At 64.3% G+C, this 19142-nt stretch carries 18 protein-coding genes; 4 read left to right on the top strand and 14 right to left on the bottom strand.

Features of this window, described 5'->3' with window-relative positions:
* Positions 1-301: 301 nt before the first annotated feature.
* Complete coding sequence (locus ASG86_RS15830) at positions 302-907, top strand: hypothetical protein (protein WP_235565203.1); 606 nt, start codon at positions 302-304, stop codon at positions 905-907.
* A 204-nt stretch (positions 908-1111) separates the two neighbouring features.
* On the opposite strand, the gene ASG86_RS21230 is transcribed toward ASG86_RS15830, so the two are convergent.
* The 7 genes from ASG86_RS21230 to ASG86_RS15865 all read right to left on the bottom strand — a co-directional run bounded on the left by ASG86_RS21230 (position 1112) and on the right by ASG86_RS15865 (position 6690).
* Positions 1112-1528 carry an EthD family reductase gene (locus ASG86_RS21230; RefSeq protein ID WP_056336357.1) on the bottom strand — a complete coding sequence of 139 codons (417 nt, stop codon included), beginning with the start codon at positions 1526-1528 and terminating at the stop codon, positions 1112-1114.
* Positions 1529-1720: 192 nt separating this feature from the next.
* A complete protein-coding gene (locus ASG86_RS15840) occupies positions 1721-2773 on the bottom strand; it encodes a serine hydrolase domain-containing protein (protein WP_235565204.1) in 1053 nt (350 codons plus the stop codon).
* A 356-nt stretch (positions 2774-3129) separates the two neighbouring features.
* On the bottom strand, positions 3130-4050 hold the full coding sequence (locus ASG86_RS15845) for an NmrA family NAD(P)-binding protein (RefSeq protein ID WP_235565215.1): 921 nt from the start codon (positions 4048-4050) through the stop codon (positions 3130-3132).
* 173 nt (positions 4051-4223) lie between these two features.
* The gene (locus tag ASG86_RS15850) at positions 4224-4991 is read right to left on the bottom strand and encodes an SCO1664 family protein (protein WP_056336367.1); all 768 of its coding nucleotides are present in this window, start codon (positions 4989-4991) and stop codon (positions 4224-4226) included.
* Complete coding sequence (locus ASG86_RS15855; protein WP_056336369.1) at positions 4991-5545, bottom strand: DUF3090 domain-containing protein; 555 nt, start codon at positions 5543-5545, stop codon at positions 4991-4993. Before ASG86_RS15855 ends, ASG86_RS15850 begins: the two co-directional genes overlap by 1 nt.
* Before the next feature lie 24 nt (positions 5546-5569).
* Positions 5570-6262: an MSMEG_4193 family putative phosphomutase gene (locus ASG86_RS15860; RefSeq protein WP_056336372.1), complete on the bottom strand. Its 693-nt coding sequence runs from the start codon at positions 6260-6262 to the stop codon at positions 5570-5572.
* Positions 6263-6327: 65 nt separating this feature from the next.
* Positions 6328-6690: a UBP-type zinc finger domain-containing protein gene (locus tag ASG86_RS15865; RefSeq protein ID WP_056336850.1), complete on the bottom strand. Its 363-nt coding sequence runs from the start codon at positions 6688-6690 to the stop codon at positions 6328-6330.
* Positions 6691-6907: 217 nt separating this feature from the next.
* Between ASG86_RS15865 and ASG86_RS15870 the strand changes: the two genes are divergently transcribed.
* The 3 genes from ASG86_RS15870 (at position 6908) to ASG86_RS15880 (ending at position 10470) form a co-directional block, all read left to right on the top strand.
* Positions 6908-8656: an FAD-dependent oxidoreductase gene (locus tag ASG86_RS15870; protein ID WP_056336375.1), complete on the top strand. Its 1749-nt coding sequence runs from the start codon at positions 6908-6910 to the stop codon at positions 8654-8656.
* Positions 8656-9528 (top strand): hypothetical protein, encoded by an 873-nt coding sequence (locus tag ASG86_RS15875; RefSeq protein WP_056336853.1) that lies wholly within the window; start codon positions 8656-8658, stop codon positions 9526-9528. Before ASG86_RS15870 ends, ASG86_RS15875 begins: the two co-directional genes overlap by 1 nt.
* A 69-nt stretch (positions 9529-9597) precedes the next feature.
* Positions 9598-10470, top strand: a complete 873-nt coding sequence (locus ASG86_RS15880; RefSeq protein WP_056336378.1) for a phosphotransferase — start codon at positions 9598-9600, stop codon at positions 10468-10470.
* 41 nt (positions 10471-10511) lie between these two features.
* On the opposite strand, the gene ASG86_RS15885 is transcribed toward ASG86_RS15880, so the two are convergent.
* From ASG86_RS15885 to ASG86_RS15915, 7 genes are all read right to left on the bottom strand, one after another.
* Entirely contained in the window at positions 10512-11012 is a 501-nt protein-coding gene (locus ASG86_RS15885) for a DUF2087 domain-containing protein (protein WP_056336381.1), read from the bottom strand.
* Between the two features lie 34 nt (positions 11013-11046).
* Entirely contained in the window at positions 11047-12906 is a 1860-nt protein-coding gene (locus tag ASG86_RS15890; RefSeq protein WP_056336384.1) for a vWA domain-containing protein, read from the bottom strand.
* 236 nt (positions 12907-13142) lie between these two features.
* Complete coding sequence (locus ASG86_RS15895) at positions 13143-14660, bottom strand: glycoside hydrolase family 32 protein (RefSeq protein WP_056336387.1); 1518 nt, start codon at positions 14658-14660, stop codon at positions 13143-13145.
* Positions 14661-14662: 2 nt separating this feature from the next.
* Entirely contained in the window at positions 14663-15541 is an 879-nt protein-coding gene (locus ASG86_RS15900; protein WP_056336391.1) for a carbohydrate ABC transporter permease, read from the bottom strand.
* A 1-nt stretch (position 15542) separates the two neighbouring features.
* The gene (locus tag ASG86_RS15905; protein WP_056336394.1) at positions 15543-16514 is read right to left on the bottom strand and encodes a carbohydrate ABC transporter permease; all 972 of its coding nucleotides are present in this window, start codon (positions 16512-16514) and stop codon (positions 15543-15545) included.
* Positions 16515-16580: 66 nt separating this feature from the next.
* Positions 16581-17873, bottom strand: coding sequence for a sugar ABC transporter substrate-binding protein (locus ASG86_RS15910; RefSeq protein WP_056336856.1), 1293 nt, complete (start codon positions 17871-17873; stop codon positions 16581-16583).
* A 143-nt stretch (positions 17874-18016) separates the two neighbouring features.
* A complete protein-coding gene (locus tag ASG86_RS15915) occupies positions 18017-19039 on the bottom strand; it encodes a LacI family DNA-binding transcriptional regulator (protein WP_056336398.1) in 1023 nt (340 codons plus the stop codon).
* Positions 19040-19142 lie beyond the last annotated feature (103 nt).

Below are 19142 nucleotides of genomic sequence, written 5' to 3' on the forward strand. Positions count from 1 at the left end.
TGGGGCCGAGGCTTTGGCGCACTAGCGGGGATGACCGCATTCGCCCGACGGGGGGATTCACCATCCGTTCCCCGTTGTCCAAAAAGGGGGAGCATTTGCTCCTGGCATCTCTTGTGGTCATTGTTGGCTGGGCGTAACGTCCGCAGCATAAGGGTTGCCTTTGGAGGCCTCCATGCGTGTGTTGCTACGCCGTTTCATCTCCATGACATCAGTCTTGTCCGTTTGCCTGGGCCTTTCGGCGTGCACTGCCAGCGTGGCGCCAGCCCCCGCACCGACAACGGAGGCTCGCACAGTCCCACCGATGCCCACGCTCCCAGCGCAGCCGGACAGCGGCGACATCGACCCCGGTACATACCTCGTCACCAGCTTCAAAGAGAATTTCGAGATCACCGTCCCAGACGGCTGGGTGAGTGAAGACGGCGATGGCCTGGGAAAGGACGACCCGGATCAGCCGGATGACTTGGGGGTCTTCGTCGGTTGGTGGCCCTCCAACCATGTGCCGACCGACGCATGCAAGTGGCAGGGCGCACTCGTCGAGGTCAATCCGTCGGCCAAGGCCTTCGTCGACGCGATGACGGCGCAGACGTCAACGGCCAGCACCCCTCCCGTCGAGGTCATGGTGGGCGATTACTCCGGCGTCGAGTTCGACCACTCCGTGGAGGGCGACGTGAACATCAAAGCCTGCGACAACGGTCAGTTTTGCGTTCACTCAGAATATTCGAACCTATGCACCCGCTGGTACTCGAGCACCGCTGAGCGCGAAACCTACCGGGTTGTCAACCTGCACGGCCAGCGCGCTATGTTCTGGGTGGTCCAATTCCACGAATCGATCAATTCGGAGTTGGCAAGGGAGGCACGCGCCGTCTTCGACTCGATCGTGTTCAAGCTGCGAGAAGTGTCCAGCTGATGCGATAGGCGGCGATCACAAGCCGAACATTCGGCACGATTGGCATGTCGAACACGCCGAAGACGGCAGCCTCTACAGCCGCTGCCGTCGATGTGGCAAGGACGACGATGACCGCTACGGCGGGCGTCGCGGCGCCGAGTTCAGTAAATGGCTGGGGCCGACCGGAGGAGGCGGATTCGGTTAGCGGACAGCCCGCCATCTCCTTCAAGCTTTGAGTAGGCGGCTGAAGGCCAGGTGGAGGGGCCGAATCCGCCGCAGCCAGAGCGACCTCGACTTGCGCATAAATGGGTCCCGGCGTTGGGCCGATGCCGGATGCTCCTCGGCCCAGGCCACGACGATCGTTGACATGTCCATAAATTCGCGGGCGTCGGCGATCACGGCCGACCATTCCGGGGACTGCGTCGCTGCCGCAGCAGCCTCACGGCTTTCGAACCAAACTTCGCCCAGGCCTGCATATGGAGGGTCGGCTCCATCGAGTGCCGGGATACAGCGGTTCTGAACATACGCCTGCACCCCCGGAACGGCCAGCACTAGGGGGACATGGCGCGTTAGCCACCGCTGCACGGCCTCTTCATGGTCCAGTTCCCTTTGGACCTGCCAACTCGTCAGCCTCTTGATCATGAACGCCTCGCATACACCGGATAAGAGCGGAGCCTCAAAGTATCAACTGACCATGAACAGGTCCATACGTCGTTAGCCGGCACGTCCAGAGTTAGGCGCTGAGATGTCATCCTGAAAGATACTGTCCGGGCGGGTCAGGGCCTGTCATAGTGGTGCCAGTACGCCGGAAGCCGAGCGGGGCAATTGATGGAATCAGTTGGCCGGGCTGCAGATGTGGTCAAGGGCCTCGTTAAGGCTGGACTCGATCCTGCCGTTCAGGTAGTCGCGCTTGTCCTGGGTGGAGGTGTCCTCGAACTCCGTGGGCATTGGTGGGGTTGTGACCGTCATCGCGGCCTGGTACCGCCCGTCTTCACTGCTGACGGTAACCGTCTGGTAGCCCCAGAACGAACCCCGGCCCTCAAGCCGCGCCTTGGCCGAACATCCATCCCCATGCTCCCACACGCCCAGCCCGTATGGGCCAAAACTGGGCCTCGTCACCATCTCCTGCAGGGTCGCCGAAGAAACGGCACGCCCCTGGAAGATTCCCGCCATGAGGAGGTTCAGGTCTTCCATGGTGGATACAGCGCCGCCAGCCGGGTTGCCGACCGCGAAGGTGTTGTCCGTGGTGTCCACGCGCTCACCGCGCAGGGTTGCGTAGCCGTGCAACAGTCCGGCCTCGTGCGGGTCAACGCGGTCCAGGCTGGTGTGCTTCAAGCCAAGGGGGGCAAAGACCTCCTCCTGCATGATTTGCACGAAGGGCTCGTGCCGCAGCGTCTGGAGGAGGAGGCCGAGTGCAAGGTAATTAGTGTTCGAGTACTTGAAAGACCCGACGTCGTCAGAGGCCCAGGGGAGAGTCCCCGCCAGTTGCAGACCCCGTTCCATGGTGAGTGTTTGAGTGAGAGCCGGACGGAAGTCGACCTCGCGTGGCAGGGCATTGTTGACTTCGGGCATTCCGGACGTGTGGCTCAGCAGTTGCCTCACGGTTATTGGTCCTGGAGGCTTAAGTGTGGATGTAAAGCCCGGAATCACGTCGTTGACGGGATCGTCGAGGCCTATCAGGTGATCGTCGACGAGTTTCAGCACCGCTATGGCCGTCATCGTTTTGGTGACGCTTGCGACCGCCACCCGGTCCGTGGGCTGAGCCTGCGTCCTGGACTCAAGATCGCGCACACCGTAGGCCCTGGACCACTCGTCCCCGGGCCAGCGGATCTGGACCACTGCGGCTACCGCGCCTTCGTCCAGGAACAGTTGGACCTGATTTTCCAAGGGAGCGAAGGGACTGGGCGAGCTCGACGGCGGTGCGGGCTCATCGGTGTAATAGGTACAACCTGAGACAAGGAGAATGACTGCGAGCCACGCCCGCCTCCACACGTGATTCTTCGTGTTCATTGCCGCATCCGCTCGGGACGAGATGGCAGGTTAGCGGCCGCCCACGGCACCACGTCCGGCCAAACCTGTGGCGGCACCGTCGCCCCAGCCCCTCAATCTTAGGACGGAGCGGCGCGGTGGGGAACCCTTCGCGCACTAGCCCAGCCTCGCGGTGGCGAACCCGTAGATTGCGGCCAATAGGCGGGTGACGTCACAGTCCTCAGATTGTTGACTGCCTCCATGCTGTGCCCGGGTCAGCGATCCTCTGTTGTCACATTCAAGTGCGCTTCGAGGACATCCCGGACCGAGGTCCACTCATGCGTGCCGTAGCGGTCGTTGTTGACGTGATGGAGTTCGGCTTCGCCGCTGAACATGCTGACGAAGTACTGCATACCCTGCCACGCGGGGAAAGCCTGGTCTTTGTCCTTCGACACGCGCCGGCCGATTCTGCTCACGGCCCCTAAGAGACTGGTGGTACCGGCCCATTGCAGGGAAAAGGGTGTCCTCGTGAGTTCGGTCATGGTCCGGGCGATACTTCGTGCCGTGACTCGGTCGCCGGCTACCTCGACGACCCGTGGTGCGTCCTCGTCGAGGGCGACAAGCGCGACGACGCGTGCGACGTCGTCCTTGGCCGTGAAGTCGAGAATCTGGTCCGGTGAGGACCAGAACAGGACCCGGTGACGCTTGAACAAGATCATGGGCGCCTGCCCGGTGAGCATGTCGGCGAACGCCCCGTTCAGTACTGAAGTCACGCGGATGGGGGCGGCGTCGAGTTCGGCGGCGAGCTCGCGACGGAGCTCGAAGTTGCGGTTGCTGCCCGGGGTGATCCGGCGGTAATCCGCAGAGTAGTCCGACGGGATAAACCGTGCCACCCCTGCTTCGACGGCGGCCGCGAGGAGCGCCCGCTGCGCGTCAACAACGACCGGCCGTGCACCGCTGACGGCCGAAATGACCGTGTCGACACCGGACAGTGCTGAGGCGAGGCCAGCCCGATCCGTGTAAGCGACCTCGTGGATCTCCACGCGGCCGTTCCCGGCGTAGATGCCGTGGGCCAACCCGGTCCCGGGGCGCGTCAGGACCCGGACCAGGGAGTCGCCGCGTAGGAGTTCGCTGACAATGCGCTGGCCGAGGTCACCGGTGGCTCCGGCGACGAGAACGGTGATGGCAGTGATGATGTGCTCTTCTCGGTGGGGATGGGCGCTGCAGCCCGATAGGAGCAGCCGCCCCCAGGTTGTCCAGGTAGACGCCGTTCGAGCCGGGCCCTCATGCAGAAATGGTACTCGGCGAAGAAGCAGTGGACTGCCCCGTTGAATTGGCCGGCAAGAGCTAGTCCGTTGCCCTGATGTCCTTAGAACAGCGGCCAGGGCACCGCGGGCATGTCACCCCTTGGAGCCGGGAACCGCGCTGCCAGCCGCAGCCGGGTGCAGCGCGCCGCGAGTGCTGCGATCTCTTCGGCGCTGAGCAAGTCCGCCAGGTTTCGGCCCAGCTCACCGTCCAGGCCTTCGATGACGCGGTCGACGCCGTCGATTTCCTCGTCGGTCAGTCCGTCTCCCAGCCACCCCCACAGCACCGTGCGCAGCTTGTGCTCACGGTGAAAGGTAAGCCCATGGTCCACGCCGTGCCGGTGTCCGCCTGGCATGGCAAGGATGTGGCCGCCTTTGCGGTCGGCGTTGTTGACGAGGACGTCGAACACAGCCATGCGCCTGAGCTCCGGCGTGTCCTCGTGGATGAGAGCGACCGTCCGCCCCATCTCATCCTGACCTTCGAGGACGTGTTTCCACCCGGTCTCCGGTTCGTCGTCGGCGGCAACGAGATCCACGGCGTTCTGGTCGGGATCAGTCTCCTGCCACAGCTGCACCATTCCCTTGCCTAAGGGACCATCGCGGAGCCAGGTGCGCGGCACGACGTTCCAGCCCAAAACCTCAGAAACCAGGTATGCGGCCACCTCCCGGTGGGCAAGGAAGCCCTCGGGGAAATCCCACAGCGGTTTCTCTCCGGCTACCGGCTTATAAACCACCGTGGTGTCGCCGATGGAAGCAAGGAAGGTGGCATTCGACGCCGTTGTGATGCGCCCGGTGAGCGTCAGCTCGGCAGTCAGGAGGTCGGGTGCCGGCATCAAACCTCAGGCAGGGTACAGACGTGTCCGTCGGGGTCCACGGGATAACCGCAGAGCGGGCACGCGGGACGTCCGGCTCCCACCACCTCCCGGGTCCGCTTGGCGAACGCGCGGGCGGTGCCAACCGGCATGCGCACCAGCAACATCTCAGCCACCTCAGCGCCGTTCCCATCGAGCGGTTCGTCGTCATCGTCAGCATCGACATCGCTGAGCGGGTATGCCTCGATGACCACCTGCGCCGTCGTCGGGTCCCAACCCAAGGTCATGGCCCCGGTTCGAAACTGTTCCTCGACCGCCTCGAGCGGGTCATTGTCCACGAGTTCGATGGGAGTACCCGTGGGAATGCTGAAGGGATTGCCCTCAAGGGCGATGAGCTGATCGAGGATTTCGTCAATCTTCCCGGCGAGCTCAGCCGACTGTTGCTTCTCAAGGGCGATGCTCACAATTTGCTTGCCTATGCGCACCTGCAGGTAAAACGTGCGGGCCCCTGGAAGGCCGACGGTGCCGATGACGACCCGGTCAGGCCAGGCAAACTCGTGAACTTGTGTGGGCATGTGAGTATTTTAGGCACACGAGGTTCACTTCGCCGTTTGCCCCGCACCGCCGCCCACCGGTGCATCGCCGGAGTTGATGCCGTTCGACAGCCACGACAAATCCCCTGCGTCCGTGTTTGTCGCATAGACGGTGGGCCGACCAACACCATAGTGCACGATCGATACGGAGGCGGGGCCCACGTTAATGCGCTGGAACAGATCGAGGTGCATACCGAACGCGTCGGCGAGGATGGATTTGATGATGTCACCGTGGCTCACAGCCGCCCACACGGCCCCCGGCCCGTACGCGGCTTCGAAGGCCGCATCATGCCGCCGGATTGCCGCTACCGACCGGGCCTGCATCGCAGCCATGGATTCACCGCCGGGAAAAACGACGGCGGACGGCTGCGACTGCACAGCCGCCCACAGGTCTTCGGCCGCGAGATCGGCGAGCAAGCGGCCCTGCCACTGGCCGTAGTCGCACTCGGTAAGATCCGGATCGGTCGGCGCAGAAGGATTACCAGCCTGGCGGTCGAGGATGAGTTGGGCGGTTTGCCGGCAACGCTCAAGGGGGCTCGATACCACCCCGGCCAAGGGCACGGCAGCGAGCCGGTCCCCGGTCATAGCTGCCTGCTCACGGCCGATCTGGTCCAAACTGACGCCGGCCGCCCGGCCCGCCAGCAGCCCAGCGGCGTTGGCTGTGGTGCGGCCGTGCCGCACGAGGATAACTGTTGCCATCCCTACAGCCTAACCAGCCTCCTGCGCCGAATCCCGGCGTCGAACGGGTTGTTCGAAATCCGCGGCTACCGGTGCAGGAGCTCCCGCCAGTCCGCCGGTACCTTGTCTGCCGGTGCAGGTGACGGTTGCTCCAGAGGTCTGGACTGGGGATCCGGAAGCCGCGGGCCGCGGAAGAACTTCTTTGTGGTGTGCTCGTAGAACCAGTTCTCGCCGGGTTCAAAGGATCTCATGACGGGGTGTCCGGCGGTGCGGGCATGGGCACTGGCATGCTGCGAGGGTGATGAATCGCAGCAGCCGATGTGGCCGCATTCGGCGCAGCGGCGAAGATGCAGCCACCAGCCCGGACCATCACCGCTCAGGCACTCCAAACAGCCGGTTCCACTGGGGGTGGCGGTGAGGCTGATTCCCTGAACAGGGCGATTCTCCATGGAGTCCTCCATGTCCATCCCTCCGGTTCTGCTGACGTTCATGTCATCCCGATTGCCACTGATTGGAGCAATTCTGGCACTATCTCCGCGCCCGTGGAATGACTCTGGCTCCCGGGCGAAGGACCGTCCCGGAGGGTAGACAGCACCCCCTGTTGCCGATCACAAAGCGCGAGTATCGTGAGCGCCACCGAACCATTGAACCGGAAAGACGGCGGCCATGGATGACCCGGTTCCGATCATGCTGATTGCCACCACGGACGCGACCTCGCGGCGCATTCTTGGGGATGAGTTACGCCGACGGTACGGTGCCGACTACGAGGTGGTGGTCTGTGACGGCCACGCGCACGGGCGTGCGGTGCTGGAGGGGCTCCGCCGCTGGAATCGCCAGGTGGCCCTCATCCTCGGGTGCTACGGACCGGCCGACCGCGGGGGCCTTGATTTCCTGCGGCGTGCCTATGGCTTTCACCCGGCCGCCAAGCGTGGTGTCGTGGTGACATGGGGTGACTTCGCAAGCGCCCCGACTGTCTTCCGCGCCGTGGCACAGGGGTACGCCGAACTGGTGATCATACGTCCCGAACGATTGCGGGACGAGGAATTCCATGGGGCTATTACCGACGCCCTCGACGACTGGCACCTGGCCCAGGGGGTCGGGTTCGAGGCGGTCCGGCTGATCGGGGAAGTAGGCGACGAAAGGACGCACACGTTGCGGGACTCCTTGAGCCGGAACCACATCCCAGCAGTCTTCCACCCCGTCGGGTCCGAGACGGCGGAACGGACGTTGGAGGGCCTGGACCTGCGTGATCCCGTGCTGCCGGTCATGGTGCTTGAGTTCACTGCTCCGCCCATTGTCCTTGAGAACCCCACCGACCTGGAGATCGCCGAAGCGATGGGGGTGACCCGGCCGCCTCCGGCGGACAAGATCTTCGACGTGGTGGTGGTGGGAGCCGGTCCCTCCGGTCTCGCGACCGCCGTTTATGCTTCCTCCGAGGGCCTCTCCACCATGGTGGTGGAGGGTGAGGCTGTGGGCGGCCAGGCGGGCACCAGTTCGCTGATCCGGAACTACCCGGGCTTCTCCCGCGGTGTGAGCGGCGCCCACCTGGCCTACCGCTCCTTCCACCAGGCCTGGACCCTGGGCACCGATTTCCTGTTCCTGCGGAAGGTCGAGGGGCTCCGCGTGGACGGAGCACTGTACGCCGTCTCGATCTCCGATGGCAGCAAGGTGCATTGCCGCACAGTGGTGGTGGCCACCGGAGTGGATTACCGCCGGCTCGGCATACCCCAGTTGGAAGACTTGGTTGGCAGAGGCGTCTTCTACGGGGCAACAGTCTCCGAGGCGCCGTCCATGGCCGGGAAGCATGTTTGCGTCGTGGGCGGCGGCAACTCGGCCGGACAGGCGGTTCTGCACCTTGCCAGGTATGCGAAGAAGGTGACGCTGCTGGTACGCGGGCCCACCTTGGCAGCCAGCATGTCCGAGTACCTCATCTCCCAGCTCGAGGCCACCCGGAATGTGGCGATCCGCTTTGGCACCGCCATCGTCGGGGCCCGTGATCAGGACGGGTTCCTTGCCGCCGTCAAGGTAGCGGCATCCGGAGCGGGCGATGCAGTCCCCGGCGAGGAGATCGAGGCGGGCGGCTTGTTTGTTTTGATCGGTTCCATGCCGCGGACCTCCTGGCTGCCCGAAACGGTCGAGCGGGATCCAGCCGGGTTTCTGCGCACGGGCGGCAGGGACGTCAGTTTCGGCGGGTCCGCTGGGGCGGACAGAATCCCATTGGCGTTGGAAACCAGCATGCCCGGCATCTTCGCGATTGGCGACGTGCGGGCGGGTTCCATCAAGAGAGTGGCTACCGCAGTGGGGGACGGTGCCACCGTGGTCTCAATGCTTCATGCCTACCTGGCCGAACACCCTTTGCCGGCCGCATCCGCTGCCCCGGGTGGGGCAGCCGCGCGCGAGGAACTGCCACGGTGATGTCTGCTACAAGTGAAGCTGCACCGTTGATCCCGCCGATGCGGCGGCTGCTCTATGTCGCTGCGTTCCTCGTGTTTCTGGCCGGGCTCGTGCTGTTCGTCTTTCCACTCCAGACTGATGAATTCTTCGCGTGGACCGTCAATCCGCCCATGACCGCGGTCTTCCTCGGCGCCGCATACTGGTCGAGTGCCGGCCTGGAGATGACGGGAGCCCGGTCGGCGGGCTGGGCGTCAGCGCGGCTGGCAGTCTGGCCGGTGTTCATCTTCACTGCATTAACTTTGGGCGTCACCCTGCTCCACATCGATCGCTTCCACCTGTCTTCAAATGCAGCCCCCACTGCCCGGATAGCCACCTGGGCGTGGCTGGCCATCTATGTCCTGGTGCCGGTGGCGATGCTTATCATCAGCAGGATCCAGATCCGGTCGCGGCGTCCCGATCCCAAGTCCGTGACAGCGGGACAGCCAGTGCTGCCTCCTGCGCTCCGGCTTCTCCTGGCGGGAATCTCCGGGGTACTGCTGTTGTATGGCGTGGCGCTCCTGGCGGTGCCCACTCTGGCCGCGCGGTGGTGGCCGTGGGCATTGTCCGAACTGACAGCGCGGGCCATCGGGGCGTGGCTGGTCGGTCTGGGGTGGGCGGCCGGTCAGGGCCAGTTCAGCCGCGACCTCCGAACCGTCCGCCCCGTGGCCCTCACCTCCGTTGCGTTCGTTCTTCTTCAGGCGCTTGCACTGCTGCGGTATGGCGGCGCCCTGGCGTGGCCGAGCGGACCGGCGATCGCCTTCGTAGCCGTATTGGTCGCCATTGGAGTGGCCGGCGGGTGGGCACTCGTGCTCTCGGGTTCGAAGACTTCCAGAGGTCCGGCTGCCGCTGCTTGACCGGCAAGGTTCCTGGGCTGCTCATATGGCGGCGGGGGAGGTTAACCGCAGCCTTGGTAGGCTCCGGGCATGGAGAGATGGGACCGGGGCTGCCTGTCTGCGGCGCAGGCCGAACTGGTGGCAGGATGGCTGGGCGCGCCGGAACTCGTTGAGGATTTGTCGTGGGGGCTGACGGACACGAAGGTTCTCAAGGTCCGTGTCGGCGGCCTAACGAGAATTGTGAAGGCTGCCGGCCCGGATAATCATCACCTCCATCGCGAGATCACCGCTCATGCCACTTATACCCGCCCGCTCCTGGCTGCCGGCCTCGCCCCGCTTATGCTGCACTCGAGTCGGTCCGCGAACGTTCTGGTCCTTGAATATCTCGACGGGGACCTGGTGGAAGACACTGCCAAGGAATTGGACAGGGGACTGCACCGCCAGGCCGGGAAGCTGTTGAGCATGCTCCACGCAGAGGATCACCGGATGGATGATCAATATGAAGCCCGAGCCACGCAGAAGGCCCTGAGCTGGCTTGACCGCCACCACAGGATTGATCCGAGGCTGGAACGGGACGCCCGGCGGCACCTGATGGACTACAGTCCTTCGCCGGTCAGGGTGGTTCCGACCCACGGTGACTGGCACCCGCGAAACTGGATCAGTCATGAAGGCCGGCTCAAGGCAATAGATTTCGGCCGCTTTGACTTCCGGCCGGCCGCGAGCGACTTCTGCCGGCTCTCAGCGCAGCAGTGGCAGAAGGACCCGGCCCTGGAATCAGCATTCCTGGACGGGTACGGCGGGGATCCACGGGCACAGCATCCCTGGCGGATCGAAGTGCTGAGGGAAGCAGTCGGCACGGCCGTGTGGGCTTTTCATGTGGGCGACACGGCCTTCGAAGCCCAGGGCCACCGGATGCTGGGCCAAGCCCTGCAGAATTTTCCAGCCGGCAAACCCCGGGGCTGAATGAACGCACAGAGCCAACCCCCAGGGCTGGGAAAACAGAGCTACTTTGCCAAGGAGTACGAAGAGCCCGACGGCGTCCGCTCCAGTAGCCCAAAGTCGACCAGGTAGCGGCGCAGCAGCACAACGTCGTCGGTGTAGCTGAGGAGCCGTTCGTTGACTTGCCTCTCTGAAAGCTTTTCTCCGGGCGCAATGACCTCACCCGCAATCCTGGCAAGGAGCTCCCGCCGTTCCGCCACGTTTGCCGGGTATCTTTCGATCCGGCCGAGCCGCATGAACCTGTCGAGTCCCATCCGGGGCTGCCGGTGTGGCTGCTGGGCGAGCAGGTCGCGGAATATCGAGTCCGACGCCACCAACTCGCCTGAAACGCTCTGGTCCACGAGTCCGGCTTCCAGAAGGCCGGCGATGGCCCGGTTCCGCCGCTGTTCCTTTACTTCAGGCAGGATGTCCGCAGGCGCAGCCCCGAGCACAATCCGGGCGTAGGCAATCCGGGCGTCGCCGTTGCCGAGCGTTGCCAGGACCCGGCGCCAATGGGGTCCGCCCATTCTCCTGCTTCCGGCCACGTCAGTTTCCCTCGGCCTAGAAGCTGGTCACCAGTTCGCCGAGCACTTCTTCGAGCCTGCTCGGATCTGTGGCGTCATAGTAGTGGGCCCCGCTGGACCTGGCGATTTCCCGGAGAGTGGCGACATCGGCGCCGGGCCCGTAAGCGAGGGTGAAGACGAGCACCGGCGTCGAGTGGTTCTGGTGACTCAACTGCTCCGAGAGCCCGCCCAGGTCCCCAGGGTGCCTGGTATCGTTCTTGCCGTCACTCAACAGCACAATCGAGTTGATGAAGGTGTCTTTGTATTCCTTCGCCTGATCACTGGCGAACCGGCTCACTGCTTCGAACAGGGGCGTTGCCTCCACAGCCTGCAGCCCGTTGAGCTTGCTGATGAGGTCTTCCTTATTGGACTTCAGCGGAGCTACCGGGGTCACGATGCCGGGTTGCAGGGGACCATCGCCTTCATGGGAGAAGGCGGCCAGCCCGATCTCATCGTCGCCGGCAAAATGCTCCAGCGCCTTGGCAACGGCATCCTTGGCCCGTTGCAGTTTGGTCACCCCGGGCTCCTGCACCATTGAGTCCGAGACGTCCAGCAGGAACAAGGCCCTGGCCCGCTTTCGGACCTCGGGGAAGCTGTCCTTGATGGCTGCAAGCGCCTCCGCTGCGGGCAGCGGCAGCGGCTGCAGTGTTTGGTCGTATTGTCCGGTTGACGCCACCCCGGCATCCACGGCCCCCTGCGCCGACCGGTAGCCTGAGGCCTTCACGACGTCCTGCCCCTGTTGGGTCACTGCGAACGCAAGGAAATCCTGGGCCGCCGATCGCAGCTGGCTCCCCACCCAGTCTCCCTCGAGAACCGCCGCAGGGTTGTCCGCGATGTACACCCCGTCCTGGGGGTAAATCGCTTTGAGCGGCTCCTTGGGCGGGGGCCCCGAGTGCTTCGTCTTGCCGTCCTCGCTGACGACTCCCCGGTTGTAGTCCCACACCGATTTTTCATCAACGATCACGGCGGAGAGGAATTCCGAGACCCTGCCGGCGTCGTCGGCCTGCCTGGCGTGCCACAGGAAGTGTTCAGGGGTGGCCATGTAGTGGCTGGTGCCCAGTTCAACCGCGCGGACTTTATCCACCAGCGGCGCCGCGTGGAGGTCCATGCCGTCCACACCTCCTGCGCTGCCGCCGGCAGCACCATAGGAAGCAGTAAGGGCCATCAGGCCCGCCGTTGAGACGAGTGGACTGGCCTTCCCAAACTTGAATTTCCCCCAGTCGCCATGGCCCAGGCGTGCCCAGATGTCCTGCTCCCCGGCCATTTTGAAGACTTCGGACCACGACGGCGCCTGCTTGTCCCAGCCGAGCGCGGCAGTCATGGTCTCCGGCATGGCGACAACGATGGCGCTGCGGGCCACGCTGGTTCCTTCCTGCCGGACAGGGCTTCCGCCGTCAGCTGCAGCCGCGATCCGCAACCATGCTGAGGAGTCCGGCAGCCAGATGGACGGCTTGTCACCGGCGGCCATGCCGGAAAACTTCCCGGCAACCTTGCCGGCGGCCGCTCCTGATTCTTCCTGGGACACCGCCGGAGTCACGCATTTGCCGTCAACGCTCCGCGGTTTCGCTGTATATCCGGCCGCCAAAGCCCGCACCATGTCGGCGTTCTCGAGTGAAGTAAGGATGTTCAAGGAAATGCACGGCGGGTTTCCGGGGACTGATGCCGGGCTGTCCTGCGTGAGGGGTGGGCCCGCCGGGGGAGCACCACCAGCATCGCGATTGCCCTCCGGGCCGGCGGGGAAGATCAGCATTCGCAACACGAACGCGCCGCCCAGGATGAGGAGTACCACGGTGCCCGCCGCAACGATCCAGATCCAGCGTGGATAGCTGACGTCAGCTGCTGCGTGTCGGCGGCCCATGCTCGTTTCCTTTGAAATCCGCCGGGTTCCCCCGGTGTGAATGCAAATGATGAAACTGACCCGCGGCGGTCAGACCGCAGTTGCGCCTTGCCCGGATGCCCCAACAACTGGATACGCCCTTTGAGGATAACCCCGAAGGATGTGATCTGTGGGTGCCCTCCCAGAATTTCGATGAGCCTTGTGGTGTTCCGCATAATTCAAAGGATTACCGGGGAGACCGCAGGCCTTCCACGGAGTCAGCCGACGACGTCGAGCCCCACAAGGTGCGCGCCCTCACCCTGGGCAAAAACCGCCAGCGCCGTGCCCGCCGGGGAGGGGAACACCAGGTCCGTTACCGTGGCCAGGCCGTCCTGGGCGAACACCTCCACAGAACAGCGGTCCAGGTAGACACGCAGCCTGAGGTGGCCGTCCTGCAGGGGAACCGCCACGGCTTCAATAGACGGGAAAGCATCATGGAACCTGACGTTCCCTGACTCCCGGCGGTCCAGCCTGAGGATTCCCTCAGCCACGTCATAGCTGATGATGGTTCGTTCGTCACCCGCCGACCGCACCAGCAGCCCCACGCTGTTCGCAGTGCCGGGCCGGAACTCAACATCGATCCGTGCCACCCCTGCCTCAGCGGGCAGTGCCAAAACACCGGGTGCCAAGGCCTGCGGTCCAGGCTGGTACTGGACGGCCCCGAGCCCGCAAAACGGGTCGATGGCCTGTTGCCGCAGCGCCGGCTTCCCGTCCACGCGGATGAGCGAGACTTCCCGCGGCAACGACATTGCGCTGCGCCAAGCCCCGGTGGGCGTCTCCCGGGCATAGTCCCAGTTGTTCATCCAGCCGATCATGACGCGGCGCCCACCGGGCATGTTGCTGAACGAGACGGCGGCGTAATAGTCCCGTCCCCAGTCCAGCCAGCCGTACTCGCGCATGCGCGAACCGTCGGTCTGGAGGCCATCGGTGACAGTCGAATCGGACCGGAAGGCCACGCCGTCGAACGTTCCCAGGAAGTACTGCCCGGCTGATCCGCCGGCGATTCCGCCCGGGTTGCGGTTCACGATGAGGACCCACCGGGTGTCCTGCAGGTTTCCGTCGACGGGCAGCTCGAAAAGGTCCGGGCACTCCCAGACACCTCCGGTGGCGTTGGCGGGCCCGAAAGTGCTCAGGTGTTCCCACGACTTAAGGTCGGCGGACTTGTACAGCACCACCTGCCGCTGCACCGCTTCGACGGCGACCATCACCCAGTAACTGCCCGCGCCGCCGTCGTACCAAAAGACCTTGGGGTCACGGAACTCTGCTGATTCGCGGTCCAGGACGGGGTTGCCGTGGTATTTGGTCCAGGTGCGCCCCTCGTCCAGGCTGTACGCCAGCGACTGTGCCTGCCGGCCCGCCAATGGGGAAGCATCCGAATAGGCGCTGGTGTAAACGGCCACGAGCGGGGGATTGACGGCTGTGCCCAGTCCGCTGGTATTGAACTCATCGAACACAGCCGAACCGGAGAAGATGGCCTCGTACTCATCGCACGCAATCGCCACCGGCTGCTCGTCCCAGTTCAGCAGGTCCCTGGAGGTGGCGTGCCCCCAGGACATGTTCCCCCAGTCCGGGCCGAAAGGATTGTGCTGGTAGAAGAGATGGTACGTGCCGTTGAGGTACACCAGCCCGTTGGGATCGTTGAGCCAGTTCCGTCCGGCGGTGTAGTGGAAGGCGGGCCGGAACGGATCGCCGGTAGCGGCACCGGTGGCGCCCGCCGCCGTCGTCAATGTCTTCATGCTCAGCCCTTCACGCCGCTGGAGGCGATGCTGTTGACGAACGAACGCTGGAAGGCGATGAAGAGCACCACCACCGGGACCGTGATCAGGGAGGCGTAGGCCATCACTTCACCCCAGGAGACGTTCAGCTGGAAGAAATACTGGATGCCGATCATGACAGGCCGCAGCTCCTCGGACTGGACCACCATGAGCGGCCAGAGGTAGGAATTCCAGGCCGGCAGGAAGGTCAGGATCGCCACCGTCGCCGTTGCAGGGCCGGCCAGGGGCATGACCACCTGCCGGTAAATCTTGAACCAGCCGGCGCCGTCGATCCGGGCTGCTTCATCGAGTTCCTTGGGGATGGACTCAAAATACTGGTGGTACAGATAGATGGAGAACGCGTTGGCGATGAAGGGGATGATCTGGACCTGGTACGTGTCCAGCCAGCCCTTGGAGAACTCAAGGCTGAAACCGTTCAGCTCGAAGTAGGGGAGCTGGTTGACCCACCACACCAGGGGCAGGGCCAGGGTCTGGAACGGCACGATCAGGGTGGCCAGGATCGCGGTGAAGACGATCTTCTTGCCCTTGACCTGCATCCGGGACAGGGCGAACGCGCAGAGGCTGTTCACGAAGATCCCCAGGACCACGGTGACGGCGGAGACGCCCACGGAGTTGAGCAGGAAGCGTGCGGCCGGGACGCGGTCGAAGACGGCTGCGTAGTTGTCGAAGGAGATGTTGCCCACCGGCAGGAACGCCGCCAGGGAGGACATGTCGCCGAAGATCTGCTGGTCCGGCTTCAAGGAGGACACGAGCATGAAGACGATGGGGAAGGCAGCGACGACGGCGAAGAGGACGCGCACCAGCATGGTGCCGGCGCTCCTGAGAAGCAGTTGGTTTTTCATGTCAGTCTTTCTCCCGGGTGAGGTAGCGCTGCACCGCGGAGACGATCAGTACAAGGACAAAGAACACCAGCGAGATGGCGGATGCGTAGGACGTTTCCTGCTGCCGGTAGCCCGACCGGACGGCCTCGTAAACGATGGTGGTGGTTGAATCCATCGGCCCGCCCTGGGTCATCACGCTGATCTGGTCGAACAGGCCCAGGGCCTGGATGGTGATGGTGACCAGGACCAGGCTGCGGGTGTGGAACAGCCCCGGCCAGGTGACGTACCGGAATTGCTGCCACCGGCTGGTGCCGTCCAGCTGGGCCGCCTCGTACAGCTCACCGGAAATGCCCTGCAGCCCTGCCAGCCAAATGATCATGTGGAAGCCGGCGGCCTGCCAGATGGACAGGATGATGATGGCCGGCATGGCGGTGTTGGGATCGCCCAGCCAGTCGGGTCCGTTGATGAGGCCGAAGCTGACCGTGGAGAGGATCTCGTTAATCAGGCCGTCCTTGCGGTACATGAACAGCCACAGCAGCGAAACCACCACCATGGAGGTGACCACCGGCAGGAAGTACACGGTGCGGAAGAAGTTCACGCCCCGGAACTTCTTGTTGATCAGGAGCGCCATCACCAGGGCCAGGCCGGACTGAACCGGGACGATGACTACGGTGAAGTAGGCCACGTTGAGCAGTGCGCGGTAGAACGTGGGGTCCATAAAGAGCCGTGCGAAGTTGTCCATTCCCACGAATTCGACGGGACGGGGTGAAATGAGCCTGGCGTTGGTGAAGGCCAGGCCGAAGCCGAGGATGGCCGGGATGAAGACGAAGGCCAGCAGCAGCACTGCTGCCGGGGCGATCATGCCCCAGCCGCTGAGCTGGTCGCGGCGGAAGCCTGGGCGGCGGCGTGCGTTGGTTTTGGCGTTCGACGGCGGCAGGGCGGGGTTTGGTGCGTCCGGAACGCGGGGACGGGTGGGGAGGGGAACAGTTGCCATGGGATTCTCCGATCGACCGGGCCTGGGAGGCCTGCACCGTTGGGTACGGGCCTCCCGCGGGTCCGGCTATTTCTTATAGCCGCCGTTGGACTTGATGTTGGCGTCGATCGCCTTCACGGCCTTGTCCAGGGTTGGCTGGGCGTCTGCCCCGTTGAGGATGTCCTGCGTGGCTTTCCCGAATTCGGTGGCGATGAAGGGGTACGCGGGGGTCTCCGGCCGCATCACGGCGTACTGGCGGGAGAAGTCCATGAAGATCCGGTTGGCCCCGCCTTCGGCGAAGGCCGGGATCTGGGCGGCAGCCTCGTTGCTGGCGGGAATGGCGCCGGTTGCCTTGGCCACCGCCGCGATGTTCTCCGGTTTCAGTGAATAGGAGAGGTAGTCCATGGCTGCTTCGGAGTTGCTGCAGCCGCTGGTGACACCCCACTGCCAGGAGGCGCCGCCGATCTTCGGGCCCTTGCCCAAGTCCACCGGCGGCATGACCACCAGGTCATCGCCCAGTGCTGCCTTCGCTTTGTCCGCAGCCCAGGAGCCGGTGTACACGATGGCGCTCTTGTTGTTCAGGAAGTCCTGGGTGGAGTCCTTTCCGCTCTTCTTGGCCATGAAGCCCTGGTCGGCCAGGCCGCGGAACCAGCCGGCCCACTCCACCGCCTTGTCGCCGTTCAGCACGCCATCGGCGCTCTGGAAGCCGTCCCTGTTTACCAGGTCGCCGCCGAAGGACTGCAGGAAAGGGGAGTAGGCATAAGGCAGCCACTCGCCGGTCCCGGCAGTGCCGATGTCCAGCGGGTAATCCCATTTGCCCAACGCCTTGAGCTTGGTAAGGGCGTCCTGGAACTCTGCCTTGGTCCATGGCTGTTCGATGGTGGCAACACGGACGCCGGCAGCCTTCAGGTCCGAGGCGCGGGCCATCATGGCCAGCGCGACGTCGTAGTAGCCAACCGCGTAGGGTTTTCCGTCCCATTCGGCCACCGTGCTGGGCAGCTGCTTGGAAAGGTCCGTGCCCAGTTCCAGCGGCTTGAGGTAGCCGGCCCAGGCCCAGTTGGGAACGTTGGGGCCGTCGATGTCCACAATGCAGGGCAGCTTCCCGGCCGCGGCTGCCGAGACCACGGAGTCGTTGTAGGAGTCCTGGGGGAAGGCCTGGACATTGATCTTCACCTTGTCCTGGCTGCCGTTGTAGGAGTCGACGACCTTTTGGACCGCGGCCAGTTCTTCCGGGTTGCCTGCGTTGTGTGTCCACAACGCGATTTCGCCGGATCCTTCCGTGGAGGAGGAGGCGCTGCCCTTGCCGCAGCCGGCGAGGGTAGCAGCGAGTGCGGCGGCGGCTATGCTGGTCGCGAGGACCTTGGTGAGCGTCTTGTTCATGGGTCGGTCTTTCTGCTTGGACACGGTGGAGGGATTGATGGGGTCCTGCCGGGAACGCGGCCGCTGCAACGGCTGCGTTCCCTTTTTGCGGGTTTACTGAGGGCCGGGTCCGCTGTGCGGATCCGGTTCAGGCGTTGGATGGTTCAGTCCTGGGGTGGAGCCACAGACGCCCGCTCAACGAGCGGGCAGGAGATCTTTTCCTGGATGCGGGCGGCGTCCGGGTCATCAAGTTCGGCGAGGAGCTTGAGGACGGCCCACCGGCCCATTTCGTAGTGCGGGAGGGCCACGGTGGACAGCCCGGGCCACAGGGCATCCGCGATCAGTTCGAGGTTGTCCACCCCCACAATCGAGAGCTCCTGCGGCACCTTGATGCCGAGGTGTCCGGCGGCCTGGTAGGCGCCCATGGCCATTTGGTCGTTGAAGCAGAACAGCGCTGTGGGCCGCTCCGTTCCGGAGAGCAGCTGCAGTGCCGCTTCCCGCCCTCCGGCCGTGCTTGGATGTGCAGCCACCAGGTTCTCTTCCGCCAGTTCCAGTCCGGAACGGAGCAGGCGTTCGCGGAAGCCTGCAAGCCGCCCGTGGGCCGCCGGAATGTCGTCCTCGTTGTTGATCATGGCGATCCTGCGGTGGCCCGCTGCCACCAGGAGTTCGGCAGCTGATTGGCCGGCGCCGAATTCATCCGGTACCACAGAGGACATCCTGGGATCGTCCGTGGCCGCATCCAGCACGACCGTCGGCAGACCGTTCAGCTCGCCTGGAGCGGATACCAGCTGGTGGAACATCCGGGCGTAGATGACGCCGTCCACCTGGTGCTGTTGCAGGGCCCGGATTTCCTGTCGTTCGAGTTCATTGTCCAGGCCGGAGTTGACCACCATCAGCAGGTGTCCGTGCTCGGAGGCTGCGTCCTGTGCACCCTGGATCATGGCACCGGCAAAGGGGGTGGTGGTGATCTCATCGCTGACCAGGCCGAGGATCCGGGAGCGCTGGTTGCGCAGTCCACTGGCCAGCCGGTTGGGGGCGTAGCCGAGTTCTCCGGCCACCGCCTTGATGTGCTCCACAGTCCGGGCGTTGACCCGGGAGCTGTGCGCCTCGCTCAGGGCATGGGACACGGTGGTGACGGAAACGCCGGCAGCTTTCGCCACGTCCCGGATGTTTACCTTGGTCGCCATTGACTTCTTCCTTTGCAAAACGTTTTGTATGTCGCTTGCATCACTATATGCAAAACGTTTTGCTGCGGTCAAGGCCTTCCGCGGTCTTTAGCGGCTCAAATGC

Origin of the sequence: Arthrobacter sp. Soil764, from assembly GCF_001428075.1 — a bacterium.
In the GTDB taxonomy this organism is placed as follows: Bacteria; Actinomycetota; Actinomycetes; order Actinomycetales; family Micrococcaceae; genus Arthrobacter.

Bases quoted from the DNA above. Each gene is read 5' to 3' on its own strand.
- ASG86_RS15830 (WP_235565203.1), top strand. From the start codon at position 302: ATGCCCACGCTCCCAGCGCAGCCGGACAGCGGCGACATCGACCCCGGT.
- ASG86_RS21230 (WP_056336357.1), bottom strand. From the start codon at position 1,528: ATGATCAAGAGGCTGACGAGTTGGCAGGTCCAAAGGGAACTGGACCAT.
- ASG86_RS15850 (WP_056336367.1), bottom strand. From the start codon at position 4,991: ATGCCGGCACCCGACCTCCTGACTGCCGAGCTGACGCTCACCGGGCGC.
- ASG86_RS15855 (WP_056336369.1), bottom strand. From the start codon at position 5,545: ATGCCCACACAAGTTCACGAGTTTGCCTGGCCTGACCGGGTCGTCATC.
- ASG86_RS15860 (WP_056336372.1), bottom strand. From the start codon at position 6,262: ATGGCAACAGTTATCCTCGTGCGGCACGGCCGCACCACAGCCAACGCC.
- ASG86_RS15865 (WP_056336850.1), bottom strand. From the start codon at position 6,690: ATGGAGAATCGCCCTGTTCAGGGAATCAGCCTCACCGCCACCCCCAGT.
- ASG86_RS15870 (WP_056336375.1), top strand. From the start codon at position 6,908: ATGGATGACCCGGTTCCGATCATGCTGATTGCCACCACGGACGCGACC.
- ASG86_RS15875 (WP_056336853.1), top strand. From the start codon at position 8,656: ATGTCTGCTACAAGTGAAGCTGCACCGTTGATCCCGCCGATGCGGCGG.
- ASG86_RS15880 (WP_056336378.1), top strand. From the start codon at position 9,598: ATGGAGAGATGGGACCGGGGCTGCCTGTCTGCGGCGCAGGCCGAACTG.
- ASG86_RS15885 (WP_056336381.1), bottom strand. From the start codon at position 11,012: ATGGGCGGACCCCATTGGCGCCGGGTCCTGGCAACGCTCGGCAACGGC.
- ASG86_RS15890 (WP_056336384.1), bottom strand. From the start codon at position 12,906: ATGGGCCGCCGACACGCAGCAGCTGACGTCAGCTATCCACGCTGGATC.
- ASG86_RS15895 (WP_056336387.1), bottom strand. From the start codon at position 14,660: ATGAAGACATTGACGACGGCGGCGGGCGCCACCGGTGCCGCTACCGGC.
- ASG86_RS15900 (WP_056336391.1), bottom strand. From the start codon at position 15,541: ATGAAAAACCAACTGCTTCTCAGGAGCGCCGGCACCATGCTGGTGCGC.
- ASG86_RS15905 (WP_056336394.1), bottom strand. From the start codon at position 16,514: ATGGCAACTGTTCCCCTCCCCACCCGTCCCCGCGTTCCGGACGCACCA.
- ASG86_RS15910 (WP_056336856.1), bottom strand. From the start codon at position 17,873: ATGAACAAGACGCTCACCAAGGTCCTCGCGACCAGCATAGCCGCCGCC.
- ASG86_RS15915 (WP_056336398.1), bottom strand. From the start codon at position 19,039: ATGGCGACCAAGGTAAACATCCGGGACGTGGCGAAAGCTGCCGGCGTT.